11 protein-coding genes are annotated in these 12962 nt (G+C 63.8%); 2 read left to right on the top strand and 9 right to left on the bottom strand.

Annotated elements, in window-relative coordinates; all coding sequences use genetic code 11:
• Positions 1 to 41: 41 nt before the first annotated feature.
• The 6 genes from JWQ24_RS22545 to thiD form a co-directional block, all read right to left on the bottom strand.
• Positions 42 to 1031: a threonine/serine dehydratase gene (locus tag JWQ24_RS22545; protein ID WP_299812718.1), complete on the bottom strand. Its 990-nt coding sequence runs from the start codon at positions 1029 to 1031 to the stop codon at positions 42 to 44.
• 31 nt (positions 1032 to 1062) lie between these two features.
• Entirely contained in the window at positions 1063 to 2112 is a 1050-nt protein-coding gene (locus JWQ24_RS22540; protein ID WP_299812716.1) for a glycosyltransferase family 1 protein, read from the bottom strand.
• Positions 2112 to 2921, bottom strand: coding sequence for a UDP-2,3-diacylglucosamine diphosphatase (locus JWQ24_RS22535; RefSeq protein ID WP_299812714.1), 810 nt, complete (start codon positions 2919 to 2921; stop codon positions 2112 to 2114). The genes JWQ24_RS22540 and JWQ24_RS22535 overlap by 1 nt, the downstream gene beginning before the upstream one ends.
• Positions 2922 to 2961: 40 nt before the next feature.
• Entirely contained in the window at positions 2962 to 3618 is a 657-nt protein-coding gene (locus JWQ24_RS22530; RefSeq protein WP_299812712.1) for a class I SAM-dependent methyltransferase, read from the bottom strand.
• A gap of 153 nt (positions 3619 to 3771) precedes the next feature.
• Positions 3772 to 4794, bottom strand: a complete 1023-nt coding sequence (locus tag JWQ24_RS22525; protein ID WP_299812710.1) for a c-type cytochrome — start codon at positions 4792 to 4794, stop codon at positions 3772 to 3774.
• Positions 4795 to 4995: 201 nt separating this feature from the next.
• Positions 4996 to 5796, bottom strand: coding sequence for a bifunctional hydroxymethylpyrimidine kinase/phosphomethylpyrimidine kinase (gene thiD / locus JWQ24_RS22520; RefSeq protein ID WP_299812708.1), 801 nt, complete (start codon positions 5794 to 5796; stop codon positions 4996 to 4998).
• Positions 5797 to 5949: 153 nt separating this feature from the next.
• Here thiD and JWQ24_RS22515 point away from each other — a divergent pair, with 153 nt between their 5' ends.
• Positions 5950 to 6186 carry an Lrp/AsnC ligand binding domain-containing protein gene (locus JWQ24_RS22515; RefSeq protein WP_068735543.1) on the top strand — a complete coding sequence of 79 codons (237 nt, stop codon included), beginning with the start codon at positions 5950 to 5952 and terminating at the stop codon, positions 6184 to 6186.
• A 102-nt stretch (positions 6187 to 6288) separates the two neighbouring features.
• Here the strand turns inward: JWQ24_RS22515 and JWQ24_RS22510 are convergent, their stop codons facing one another.
• Entirely contained in the window at positions 6289 to 8646 is a 2358-nt protein-coding gene (locus JWQ24_RS22510) for a transketolase (protein WP_299812698.1), read from the bottom strand.
• A 137-nt stretch (positions 8647 to 8783) separates the two neighbouring features.
• Between JWQ24_RS22510 and JWQ24_RS22505 the strand changes: the two genes are divergently transcribed.
• The gene (locus JWQ24_RS22505) at positions 8784 to 9245 is read left to right on the top strand and encodes an Lrp/AsnC family transcriptional regulator (RefSeq protein WP_299812696.1); all 462 of its coding nucleotides are present in this window, start codon (positions 8784 to 8786) and stop codon (positions 9243 to 9245) included.
• A gap of 25 nt (positions 9246 to 9270) precedes the next feature.
• On the opposite strand, the gene JWQ24_RS22500 is transcribed toward JWQ24_RS22505, so the two are convergent.
• On the bottom strand, positions 9271 to 11679 hold the full coding sequence (locus JWQ24_RS22500; protein ID WP_299812694.1) for an EAL domain-containing protein: 2409 nt from the start codon (positions 11677 to 11679) through the stop codon (positions 9271 to 9273).
• Positions 11680 to 12008: 329 nt separating this feature from the next.
• A complete protein-coding gene (locus JWQ24_RS22495; protein ID WP_299812801.1) occupies positions 12009 to 12869 on the bottom strand; it encodes a DMT family transporter in 861 nt (286 codons plus the stop codon).
• Positions 12870 to 12962: the final 93 nt, after the last annotated feature.

Raw genomic sequence — 12962 nt, 5'->3', positions numbered from 1 at the left:
CAAGAGCGAGGGAGGGCTCGGCCTGAGCCCGGCCCTGCACTTCAGCCAGCGTTGATAACCTTCGCGTACAGATCCGCATCGACGTTACCGCCGGACAACACGATCACCGCTACCTTGCCGCGTGCGTCGATCTTGCCGGTCATCAGCGCCGCCAGCGCCACGGCGCCGCCGGGTTCGACCACCAGCTTCAGATCCCGGAACGCAAACGCCATCGCTCTGCCTACTTCCGCATCCGTCGCGCTGACGCCACCGGCCAGCAGGCGGCTGTTGACCGCGAAAGTGAGTTCGCCGGGCATCAGGGCCATCAGTGCGTCGCAGAAGGTCTTGCCCTCGTTGCTATGCGCCACCGGTCGGCCGGCGCGCAGCGACAGCGTGTGATCGTCGAAGCCGGCAGGCTCGGCGACGATGATCGCGGTATCGGGAAACTTCGCCTTCACGGCCATCGCGATGCCCGCGACCAATCCGCCGCCGGAGGCCTGCGCCGCGACGATGTCGGGCGTAAGCCCCAGTGCAGCCATGTCTTGCGCGATCTCGCGGCCGACGGTGCCCTGCCCGGCCATCACGAACGGATCGTCATAGGGCTTCACCAACGTCGCGCCACGCTTGCCGGCGATGGCGGCGGCGATGGCTTCGCGGTCTTCGGTATAGCGATCGTACAGCACGACTTCCGCGCCGTAGCCCTTGGTGCGCTCGCGCTTCGAGAGCGGCGAATCCGCGGGCATTACGATGGTCGCGTGCATACCCAGGATCTGCGCCGCGGCGGCGACGCCCTGCGCGTGATTGCCCGACGAGAACGCCACCACGCCACCGGCGCGCTCGGCCTGCGGAATCGACGACAGCTTGTTGAAAGCGCCGCGGAACTTGAACGAGCCGGTTCGCTGCAGCACTTCGGGCTTCAGGAATACCCGTGCACCGGTCAGCGCATCGAGCGAGGGGGACGTCAGCAGCGGCGTGCGCACCGCATAGGGAGCGATGACGGCAGCGGCGGCATCGATATCGGCGGCTGAAATCGGCAGAGGGGAATTTGTCATCCCGCGTTGTATCGCGCGACACTGCGGGCGATCAAGTCGCGGCGGAGGGCTGCTTTGCAAGCGCTTCCGGGTCGCCGCTGAGTTCGGCGCGCACCCGGCTGATATTGCTGACAAAAGCCCGCGCGGAGGCTTCCCATGTGTGACTCGCGGCAAACCGCAGGCAGGCCTGCGGCAGCAATTTCAGCGCACCGAGACAGGCCTCCTGCAGATCCTCGCTGAGGACGCCGACCGGAGCCGCCCCGATCACGTCGCGCGGTCCCGTCACCGGAAATGCTGCCACCGGAACGCCACTCGCCAGCGCCTCCAGCAGCACCAGGCCGAACGTGTCGGTCTTGCTCGGAAACACGAATACGTCAGCGCCGGCATAGGCCGCGGCCAAAGCCTCGCCCTGCAACGCGCCGAGGAAGAACGCTTTGGGATATTTCGCCTGCAGCGCAGCGCGCGCCGGGCCGTCGCCGACCACGACCTTGCTGCCGGGCAGATCGAGTTCGAGGAAGGCTTCGAGATTTTTCTCGACCGCGACGCGACCGACCGACAGGAACACTGGCTTCGGAAAACCCAGATCGACCTTGCGCGGATGAAACATCGAAGCATCGACGCCGCGCGACCACAGCACCACGTTGCGAAAGCCGCGGCTGCGCAATTCATGGACCAACGCCGGCGTCGCCGCCATGACCGCGGAACTGGCACCGTGGAAACGACGCAGCGCCGCCCAGATCCAGGATTCCGGGATTGGCAACCGCGCCGAGATATATTCCGGAAAGCGGGTGTGGAAGCTCGTGGTGAACGGAATCCCGCGGCGCCGGCAATAGCCGCGCACGGCCATGCCGATCGGGCCTTCGGTGGCGATATGGATATTGTCGGGCCGCGCTTTCTCGATCAGCCCCGCGATCTCGCGACGGCCGGGAAAGGCAACGCGCAGATCGGCGTAACTCGGCAGTGCAAAGGTGCGAAACGATTGCGGCGTGAGAAAACTCACCTCGACGCCGAAACCCCTGGCGGCTTCCGCCATCATCGTCAGGGTTCGCACCACGCCGTTGACCTGCGGGTGCCAGGCATCGGTGGCGACGAGAATGCGCATCACGCGGCCTTTGCGGCGACGGCGCGCACCGGCGCGGCACGGTGCAACGGATCGGTCCAGGTGATGATCTCGAAGCGGCCGTCTTCATGCTCGACGAGCGCCGTGCAGCTCTCGACCCAGTCGCCGCAATTCATGTAGCGGATGCCGTGCTCGTCGCGGATCGTCGCATAGTGGATGTGGCCGCAGATGACGCCGTCGGCGCCTTGCCGGCGGGCTTCGGTGGCCAGCGTCTCCTCGAACGCGCCGATGAAGTTGACGGCGTTCTTGACCTTCAGCTTGGCCCATTGCGACAGCGACCAGTACGGAACGCCGAACCATTTCCGGAAGGCATTGACGAGACGGTTCATCTGGATCGCGAAATCGTAGGCCTTATCGCCGAGATGGGCGAGCCAGCGCGCGTTCTGCACCACGAGATCGAAGATGTCGCCGTGGATCACCAGATAGCGCCTGCCATCAACGCCCTCGTGGATCGCGGTCTCGACCACGTCGATGCCGCCGAAATGCGTGCCGTAATAATTGCGCAGGAATTCGTCGTGGTTGCCGGGCACGTAGATGATCTTGGCGCCCTTGCGCGCCTTGCGCAGCATCTTCTGCACGAAGTCATTGTGGGATTGCGGCCAGTGCCAGCCCGACTTCAGCGCCCAGCCATCGACGATGTCGCCGACGAGATAGATGGTGTCTGCGTCGTGGGTGCGGAGAAAATCCAGCAGCCGGTCGGCTTGCGAACCCCGGGCGCCCAGATGCACGTCGGAGATAAACAAGGTGCGAAAGCGTCGTTCGTTGCCTTCACTCATCACGTCTGTTTCCATATTGGAGCGACTAACAGAGCCTCATGACGCCTTGATGACGCTACGCCGCAAGCGCGGCCGCGCGTTCAAAAGTCACCAGCGTATAGATACCGAACGGCGCCAGCTTGCGCCGTTCCAGCAGGATCGATTCCGAATGGGACTGCGACCAGGCCTGCAGCCGCGCGAACGGAAACTCGGGCCGCAGCCCCATCGCGCGCGTCTTGACCGCGGCCCAGCGCTCCACCGCAGCGGCGAGGCCGGTTTCCGAATAGAGGTGGTTGACCAGAATGATCCGGCCACCCGGTCGCACCACGCGGTGGCATTCGGACAATACCTGCTCGGGATTTTCCACCAGCGTGATGACGAACTGCGCGACGACGCAGTCGAACGTCGCATCCGCAAACGCCATCGCATGCGCATCCATCTGCTGCACCGATTTGACCCAGGGATAACGTCCGCTCGCCATTTTGGCGCGGGCCTTGTCCAGCATCGGCGCGCTGAGGTCGATGCCGGTAATTTCGGTGGTCGCGTCGTAATCGTCGAACGACAATCCGGTGCCGACGCCAACTTCGAGGATTCTGCCGCCGACCCCGCGTGCTGCCGCGGCCGCCGCACGGCGGCCCTTCAGCATCACCGGCCCGCACACCGCGTCATAGATCGGCGCCCATTTGGCATAGGCGTTCGCCACTACGGAAGTATCGAGATCCAGCGTCGCCATGCGGCCACCCGTTCAGCAGGTCCGGAAGAATCGGACAATTCGATGCTGATCGGGTGGTATCAAGTCCGTGCGACATATCGACGACAGGATGTCGCAGATATCAATGACGAGGCCAGTTCCGTGGTCGATGGCAGATTTGACAAAGGCCGCGCTTCAGGGATCGAGCGACGCCACGTAAGCGGCCAGCGAAACGATGTCGTCTTGCGACAGCCCCTCGACCATTGGCTTCATCAACGCGCTCAGGTCTGACGTCCGGGCCCCGTGCTGGAAGTCGTACAGCTGACGCGCCAGATAGCTCGGCGACCGCCCTGCAATCCTGGGAATATCGGCAACCCCTCTGAGGTCCTCGCCGTGGCAGGTGGCACAGGGCTGGACGGCGCCGTTTGCGACAGCCGCCAGAGCCTTCCCCCGTTTGATGCTTCCAACAGGTACATAAGCGGTGAATTGCGATCGCGTGTCGCGGAGTTCAAATTGCACGACATCGTCAGGCACTTCGATGATGCGCGGACCGAGCGGCTCGGTGCCGCCAGCCGGCTGCTTGGCGAAAAACAGCCGGGCAACGTAGGTCTCGGGCACGGAATCGCTTTCGATGACCTTGATATTCTTCTTGAGCGTCAGCGCTGAAAAATAGTCCGCCGCAGTTTGCGATTCGGCTTCAGTCATGGCCTTGGCCACCGCGACCATCAGCGTCACAGCCGTCCTCGGCGGACCGGAGAATTTCCTCGTGCCATTTTTGAAATCGGCGATCTGCTGAACCATATAGGCCGCGGGCAACCCGGCGAGGCTGGCGTTTTCGGGCCCTCCCGCACCGTCCGCACGATGACACGATCCGCACGCCCGAACGTCGGGCTTGCGTCCCAGCGCGACGATCTCCGGCATCGGCGGATGATCGTCGGGATGCCAGTCCGGCGCCAGGAACAGATTGCGGGACTGCACCGAACTGTACGCCGCCGCGCTTCCCGGAAGACGCTGCAACACGTCATCGGCAGGCGGCGGATTGAAAGTAGTATCCCACGGATAGGCCCAGAAAAGGATCGATTCCGGTGGCGGCGTTGCCGACGGCGCAGATACGTTCGGCGCCTGTGCGCACGCGTTTCCGGAGATGAGCAACGTGAGGCTTCCACCTAGCACAAGCACCAGTCGGGCAACCGACTCTAACGCAGGTTTCAGGCGCATAAATCACCGCCTATCCTTCAAAAATGCGTTTTTGTTCAATAGTATCGAAATGAAAAAGCGAAGCGAAAGGCAGATCAAATCTCGCTAACCGAGATGCACACAGTCGCAACTTGTAGGTGCAATAGCAATCCTTTTCGAGTCGAAGCTCGGCAGATGGGCGCGTTGAGTTGCAGCACCGACGCCGATCAGCGGCGGTCGGCTTCAGTAATAAGCGTGGAAGTGATGCACCGGGCCGTGGCCGTGTCCGACGCTGAAACGATCGGCCTCGGCGATGGCTTGCGTGACATAGGCCTTGGCAAAATTCACCGCGACTTCCATCTCGCCGCCCTTCGCCAGCGCCGCGGCGATGGCGGAAGACAGCGTGCAGCCGGTGCCGTGGGTGTTTGATGTCGCGATGCGCTGCGCCGGCAGCGCCACCAGTTTGTCGCGCGTCACGAGATAATCGATGCTCTGCGCACTGGTCCCGTGGCCGCCCTTGATCAGCACCGCCTTGCAACCGAGCGCCAGCAGGCGCTGGCCCTGCGCTGCGATGTCAGCTTCGCTGACGGCGATCGGCTCGTCGAGCAAAGCGGCGGCTTCCGGGAGATTCGGCGTGATGATGTCGGCCAGCGGAATCAGCGTTGTTCGCAAAGCCTCGATCGCCTCGGGCGCCAGCAGACGATCGCCTGAAGTGGCAACCATCACCGGATCGAGCACCACATGCTTCGGCGTCCAGCGCCTCAGCCCGGCGGCAATTGCCGCGATTACGTCGCGCTGCGCGACCATACCGATCTTCACGGCGCCGACGTCGAGATCGTCGAACACCGCATCGATCTGTTCGGTGACAAAGCCGGCCGGCACCGGATGCACGCCGGTGACGCCGCGCGTGTTCTGCGCGGTCAGCGCGGTGATCACCGAGGCGCCATAGACGCCCGACGCGGCGAAAGTCTTGAGATCGGCCTGAATGCCGGCGCCGCCCGAGGAATCCGAACCGGCAATGGTGAGCGCAACGGGCGTGGACATCGGCAAACTCGCATGAACCCCGGCGGATGCCGCCTGATCCGGCAGTCCTAGCCCGCCCTGCATGGAGCGGCAACCACGCCGGCTGGCCGGCTTGCCACGGCCCCCTGTTTTGGGCTTGATGGCGGCCAAATCGCATATCTCCGGAGAATCCCGATGGTCCCCTTCTTTGTCCAGTTCAAGTGCAAGCTTGGCCAGTCCTATGCCGTCGCCAATGCACTGGCCGAAGCCGAAATCGCTTCGGAAATCTATTCCACCGCCGGCCACTACGACCTGCTGGTGAAATTCTACGTCGATAACGCCACCGATATCGGCCATTTCGTCAACGAAAAGGTGCAGACCATCCCGGGCATCCAGGACACCCATACGATCATCACCTTCAAGGCGTTTTGAGATCGAGCACGGACTTTGAGGTCGTCATGCCCGGCCCTGTGCCGGGCATCCACGTTCTCGCAGGACATCGTGGATGGCCGGGACAAGCCCGGCCACGACAGCCTACACCGCCATCTTCCGGTGCAGTACCGGCACGCCGCTGAGGCCCTCCGCCGCGTCGATGATAGCGTTGGCGTCGATGCCGTGGTGACGGTAGAGATCCTGCAGCGTGCCGGTCTGGCCGAAATGCTCGACGCCGAGCGCTTCCTGCCTGTGACCGCCGACGCTGCCGAGCCAGCCCAATGTCGCCGGATGGCCATCGATCACGCTGACGATGCCGCAATCGCGCGGCAGCGGCGCCAGCAGTTGCTCGATGTGGCTGCGGTGCTGCGGGTTGCGCCTGTCGCGGCGAATTTTTCGCGCGGCGGTCCAGCCGGCGTGCAGCCGGTCCGCCGAGGTGATCGCCAGCAGGCCGATGTCGCGGTGGCTGTCGCCTAGCAGGCCGGTGGCCTCGATCGCCTCCGGCGCCAGCGCGCCAGTATAGGCAATGACGAGGTCGCAATTGGCGCCCGGTTGGCGCAGCCAGTAGGCGCCGTCAGTGATGCCCTGCTGCAATTCAGGCGTCATCATGCGGGCGGGCTGTTCGATGGTCCGCGTCGACAGCCGCAGATAGACCGCGCCGCCGTCCTCCGCCTGCATATGCGCAAAACCCCAGCCCATGATGACGGCGAGTTCATCGACAAAGGCCGGCTCGAACGACGCCAGCCCGTCTTGCGCGATGCCGATCAAGGGCGTGGCTATCGACTGGTGCGCGCCGCCTTCCGGCGCCAGCGTGACGCCGGACGGCGTCGCCGCCACCATGAAACGGGCATCCTGGTAGCAGGCGTAGTTGAGCTGATCGAGCGCGCGACTGATGAAGGGATCGTACAGGGTCGCGATCGGCAGCAGACGGACGCCGTTGATCGACGACGACAGGCCGAGCGCCGACATCAGCAGAAAGAGATTGCTCTCGGCAATGCCCAGTTCGATGTGCTGACCCTTCGGCGAGAAGTCCCAGTTGAAAGTCGAGGGAATCTTCTCGCTGCGGAACAGGTCGGCCTTCTCCGCGCGCGCGAACAGCCCTCGGCGGTTTACCCAGGCGCCGAGATTGGTCGAGACCGTGACATCCGGCGAGGCCGTGACGATGCGCGACGCCAGTTCCGTATCGCCGCGCGCCAGTTCGTTCAGCACCAGGCCAAAGCCCTGCTGCGTCGACATCGACGGCGCCGGCTTGAAGGCGAGATGCGCGGGCACCTCGATGGCATCTGCGCTCAGCCGCCGCTTGCCCTGCTGGTTGAACGGCGCGGCGTCGAGGAACGCATCCAGCGTCGAAGCGTCCTGCGTCAGGCCCTCGTATCTGTCCCATTCATGGCCGGGGCGGATGTTCTGCGCCTCGCGCCATTTTTCCATCTGCGCCGGCGTCATCAGGCCGGCATGGTTGTCCTTGTGGCCCTGGAACGGCAGGCCGACGCCCTTGATGGTGTAGGCGATGAAGCACACCGGGCGGTCATGGTCGATCGCCTCGAACGCCTCGATCATGCTGGCCATGTCGTGGCCACCGAGATTGGACATCAGCGCCAGCAATTCCTCATCGCTGCGCGCCTCGATCAGCCGGGACACCGCGCCCTGATCGCCGATCTCGTCGTTGAGCCGCTTGCGGAACGCCGCGCCGCCCTGGAAGCACAACGCCGCATACATCGCGTTCGGGCAGTGATCGATCCAGTGGCGCAGCGCCTCGCCGCCGGGCTCGGCAAAGGCCGACTGCATCAGCCGGCCGTATTTCACGATCACCACGTCCCAGCCGAAATTGCGGAACATGGATTCGAACTTCTCCCACAGGCCTTCGCGGACCACCGCATCCAGACTCTGGCGGTTGTAGTCGACGATCCACCAGGTATTGCGCAAGCCGTGCTTCCAGCCTTCCAGTAGCGCCTCGAAGATATTGCCCTCGTCCATCTCGGCGTCGCCTACCAGCGCGATCATGCGGCCTTCCGGCCGGTCCTTCATCCAGCCGTGCGCGGACACGTAGTCCTGTACCAGGGAGGAAAACAGCGTCTGCGCGACGCCGAGCCCGACCGAGCCGGTGGAGAAATCGACGTCGTCGATGTCCTTGGTGCGCGACGGATAGCTCTGCGCGCCCTTGAAGCCCCGGAAATTCTCCAGTTTCTCGCGGGTCTGGTGGCCGAACAGATACTGGATGGCGTGGAACACCGGCGAGGCGTGCGGCTTCACCGCGACGCGGTCCACCGGCTTCAGCACAGAGAAGTACAGCGCCGACATGATCGTTGCGAGCGACGCGGATGAAGCCTGATGGCCGCCGACCTTGAGGCCGTCGGCGTTGGGGCGGATGTGGTTGGCGTTGTGGATGGTCCAGGACGACAGCCACAGCGCCTTGCGCGCCAATGCCGTCAGGGTTTGCAGACGTTGGGGCTCGATCGGCATGGCGCTCTCGCTTGCTGCGTGTTGATTACCCGCAGTCTAGCAGCGCCCCCGGGCGAAACTTCTCAAAGACACGCGACAAAGGCAGCTATATTGGGATAAATGGATGGTTCAAGCTTCCATTTCCCGGATTCATCCCAATGCCCGCGCTTGATGCCATCGACCGCAAGATTCTGGCCCAGCTCCAGGCCGACAGCCGCATGACGATGCAGGAGCTCGCCGAGAAGGTCGGGCTGTCGGTTTCGCCGTGCCACCGCCGCGTCAAGCTGCTGGAGGAGCGCGGCGTCATCACGCGCTACATGGCGCTGGTTGACCAGAAATCGCTTGGGCTGCACGTCAGCGTGTTCATCTCGATCAAGCTGGTCCGGCAGAAGGAAGAGGACCTCGAACGTTTCGCCAAAGCGATCTCCGGCTGGGAGGAAGTGCTGGAATGCTATCTGATGACCGGCAACCGCGACTATTTGCTGCGCGTGGTGGCGGCGGACCTGTCGTCCTACGAGACGTTCCTGAAGACCAAGCTGACCCGGCTCGACGGCATCGCCTCGATCGAATCGAGCTTCGCGCTCAGCCAGGTAAAATACTCGATCGCCCTGCCGGTGTGATGGCGCACGTCGCCTCCCCCGCCGACTATCCTGCGCGCTTCACCCTGGTATCCTTGCCGACCACCACGTTGCGGTAGTGCGCGATCGGTTGCGGGCGGCCGATCAGGTAGCCCTGGACCTCCGCGCAGCCTTCCGCAGCCAGGAACGCCAGTTGCCCCTCGGTCTCGACGCCTTCTGCGATCACCGGCAGATGCAGCGAGCGGCCGAGCCCGATGATGGCGTGGATGATCGCGGCGGATTGCGGGTTGTTGTCGATCTTGGCGACAAAGGTCTGGTCGATCTTGATCTTGTCGAACGGAAACGACTGCAGGTAGCTCAGCGACGAATAGCCAGTGCCGAAATCGTCCATCGCCACGCGGACGCCGAGTTCCTTGATCCGGCGCAGGATCGAGACCGCGCGGCCGACATCCTCGATCATCACGCCTTCGGTGATCTCGATCTCGACACGCTCCGGGCTGAGACCGGTCTCCATCAGCACGTTCATCAGCATGGCCACGACATCGCCACGACGGAAATCCACCGGCGACAGGTTGATTGCGATCGACAGGTCATTGGCCCAGCTCGCCGCCTCGCGACAGGCCTCGCGCAGCACCCATTCGTCGATCGCGCCGATCAATCCGGTCTCCTCCGCGATCGGAATGAAGATGCCGGGCGACACCAGGCCGCGCTCCGGATGATGCCAGCGGATCAGCACCTCGAAGGCAACGATGACGCCGTCAATCGTCGCCTGCGGCTGGTAGTAGAGTTCAAACTGCTTGTTCTCGATCGCCACCACGAGGTCGCGCTGCAGCAGGCGTTTCTCGCGGATGTCCTGATCCATCTGCGCCTCGAAGAAGCGAATGGTGCCACGGTCGGCTTCTTTGGCGCGGTACAGCGCGAAATCAGCATGCGCGACCAGATTTTCGACATCATCGCCGTCCTGCGGGAAAATACTGATGCCGATGGTGCAACTGACCTGGATCGAGCGGCTGTGGATCTGCATCACATTGTTCAGCACCGCCGACAGCCGGGCGCACAGATCCTCCGCGGTCCGCGGCTCAGCGCCGAGCAGGGACACGATACAGAACTCGTCGCCGCCGGGCCGCGCCAGGAATGCGCCGTTGCACGCATTCTTCAGCCGCTTCGCCAGCTCCGCGATCACGGCGTCTCCGGTGGCCTGCCCGAAGGCGTCGTTGATCTCCTTGAAGCGGTCGATATCCAGCCGAGCCACCGCAAATGAATTCTGCCCTGCGGAGGCCTCGATGAATATCTGCGCCAGATGCTCGTTCAAGGCGATGCGGTTGGGCAGATCGGTGAGAAGATCGTGCCGCGCCACGTGCACGATGCGGGCTTCGCTCAGCTTGCGCTCGGTGATGTCGGCATGGGTCGCCAGCCATCCGCCTGATGTCATCGGGCGGTAGCGAACGTTGATAATGCGGCCGTCGGACAATTCGGCGGTCTGGCTGCTCGGCACGCGTTCGCCGATCGCACCGCTCAACAGCTCGACATAACGGTCCATATTGACGAACTGCATACCCGCGGCACGCCGCGCCGCCATCGCCTGCTCGACCGTAGCGCCGACGAACAGTCCGCCCGGCGGCAACCGATACATCCGAACGAAACTGTCGTTCCACAATTCGAGCCGACCTTGCGCGTCGAACATGCAAAGGCCCTGGCCCATATTGTTGAGCGCAGCGTCGAGCTGCATGTTGCGCTTGGTCATACCGCGCCGGTTGCGACGGTCGGACATCGCACCGATCAGGCCGGTGATCACCACCGCGGCCGTGAAGGCGGCGATCGCCGCCGACAGCGCGACCGGCGACAACAGGCGCATATCGTCGAACATCCCGGCCTGACGGACCAGATCGATCGCGCCCATTCCCACGAAGTGATGCAGGATGATCGCCAGCCCCAGCAGTGACGCCGCGGCGGTTACGTTGAGCGGCGTGGCGCGGCGCTGGGCGACCATCATCGCCATCGCACCGAACAGCACGCCGATCAGGATCGAGGCCAGCACCAGACCGGATTGCCAGACGATGACCGCGGGAATCCGCAGCGACGCCATGCCCATATAATGCATGCAGCCGATTCCAGCGCCGACCAGCGCGCCGCCGGCCACCCCACCCTGTCGCGTTTCCGCAAACAGCGCGACGGCAAAGCCGGCAGTCGTGATCACCGTCGCCGCGATCAGCGAGCAGGCGGTGATCATCGGATCGTATTGCACGGGAAAGCCCGGCGTATAGGCCAGGATCGAGATGAAATGGGTAGCCCACACGCCGAAACCCGTCACCGTGCCGGCGACAATCAACGAGACAATGCGGGGTCGATTTCGTACCCGGCGCGCGCGCTGAAACAGCGTGATCGCCGTCAGGCTGGTGAGAAAACACACAGTCGCCGCCAGCAGCACCAGCCACCAGTCATGCTGCGTCTCAATGCAATTCCAAATTCTCAGCATGCCCACCAACGCGTGACGTTTCCCGTCCAACGTAGCGCAAGCATCGCTCGCAATACTTAAGCTTCACCGCAAAACGGCAGGGAGCGCAGGTTATTCTTAAGCTTCACTAAATCGCACGCAGCGAAAGGCAGCACCGCCCGTCAGTGCGTAGCATCATACGACGGGTTCGGATTTAACTACCGCGGCCGTCGCAGCCATCGAGCACAGGCCGCGCTTTTTCGCACGCCAAACGAATATAAATATTAAATTACAACCCAAAATATATAGGCCACCAAAGCTGCCGGGACAGCATCGGTGCTCGCTGCGACCCTGTCGAAGACAGCGGCGACCTACGCCCCCGGATAGGGCTCTGCCGGCATTGCGATGGCCGCGCGCCTGACGCGTTCGCGGTGGGCGGTGTAGACACCGCTGGAGATGATGATCGCCGCCCCCCCGAGCGTCCACAGGTCCGGCAGTTCGCCGAAAATCAGGTAGCCGAGGATAGTGACCCACAACAGCTGGCTGTAGGAAAACGGCGCCAGTACCGAGGCATCCGCATAACGAAATGCGCGCACCACGATCCAGTGACCGATGGTCGATGACACGCCGATTGCACAGCCGATGCCGATTTCGGGCCAGCTCGGAGTGACCCAGACGAAGGGCACAAACACCGACAGGATCAGGAAGCCGACCAGTGCCGCGAACGCCATGGTGGTGACGGCGCTGTCATGTCCAGCGATACGCCGCGTCAGCACCAGCGCACCGGCCCATCCCAGCGCGGAGAGGATCGGCAGGATCGCAGCCGGGTCAAACGCGGCGCTGCCCGGTCGCACGATCACCAGAACGCCGATCAGCCCGACGATGGTCGCAGCCCAGCGCCGCAGGCCGACCTTCTCGCCGAGAAACACGATCGACAGGCCGGTGACGAAGATCGGCGCCACGAAGGCGGTCGCGGTCGCCTCCGCAATCGGCAAAAAGCGAAGCCCGTAGATGAAGAGGATCGACGACGCCAGCATCGCCACGCCGCGCAGCACCTGGACGCCGGGGCGCGTCGAGCGCATCGCGCCCGGCGTCGCCAGCACCACGGGCAGCATGATCAAGACGAAGAACGCAAAGCGCAGCCACGCGATCTCGACCGCCGGCAGTCCGCGCGACAGATATTTGGCCATGGAATCCGACGAGGCCAGGAAGATCGTCGAGGCCATCACCATCACGATGCCCCGGAAAGGCCGATCGGCGTGGCCGGTCAGCACAGCGGCGACAGCGTTTTTCGGCGGCGGAACATGGCTCGTCACAGGGGGGGA

Origin of the sequence: Tardiphaga sp. (genome assembly GCF_028290495.1) — a bacterium.
Classification (GTDB): domain Bacteria; phylum Pseudomonadota; class Alphaproteobacteria; order Rhizobiales; family Xanthobacteraceae; genus Tardiphaga.
The sequence above is the reverse complement of the archived record's forward strand: the minus strand, read 5'-3'. Positions and strand labels throughout refer to the sequence as shown.

Bases quoted from the DNA above. Each gene is read 5' to 3' on its own strand.
- JWQ24_RS22545 (WP_299812718.1), bottom strand. From the start codon at position 1,031: ATGACAAATTCCCCTCTGCCGATTTCAGCCGCCGATATCGATGCCGCC.
- JWQ24_RS22540 (WP_299812716.1), bottom strand. From the start codon at position 2,112: ATGCGCATTCTCGTCGCCACCGATGCCTGGCACCCGCAGGTCAACGGC.
- JWQ24_RS22535 (WP_299812714.1), bottom strand. From the start codon at position 2,921: ATGGAAACAGACGTGATGAGTGAAGGCAACGAACGACGCTTTCGCACC.
- JWQ24_RS22530 (WP_299812712.1), bottom strand. From the start codon at position 3,618: ATGGCGACGCTGGATCTCGATACTTCCGTAGTGGCGAACGCCTATGCC.
- JWQ24_RS22525 (WP_299812710.1), bottom strand. From the start codon at position 4,794: ATGCGCCTGAAACCTGCGTTAGAGTCGGTTGCCCGACTGGTGCTTGTG.
- thiD (WP_299812708.1), bottom strand. From the start codon at position 5,796: ATGTCCACGCCCGTTGCGCTCACCATTGCCGGTTCGGATTCCTCGGGC.
- JWQ24_RS22515 (WP_068735543.1), top strand. From the start codon at position 5,950: ATGGTCCCCTTCTTTGTCCAGTTCAAGTGCAAGCTTGGCCAGTCCTAT.
- JWQ24_RS22510 (WP_299812698.1), bottom strand. From the start codon at position 8,646: ATGCCGATCGAGCCCCAACGTCTGCAAACCCTGACGGCATTGGCGCGC.
- JWQ24_RS22505 (WP_299812696.1), top strand. From the start codon at position 8,784: ATGCCCGCGCTTGATGCCATCGACCGCAAGATTCTGGCCCAGCTCCAG.
- JWQ24_RS22500 (WP_299812694.1), bottom strand. From the start codon at position 11,679: ATGCTGAGAATTTGGAATTGCATTGAGACGCAGCATGACTGGTGGCTG.
- JWQ24_RS22495 (WP_299812801.1), bottom strand. From the start codon at position 12,869: ATGGTGATGGCCTCGACGATCTTCCTGGCCTCGTCGGATTCCATGGCC.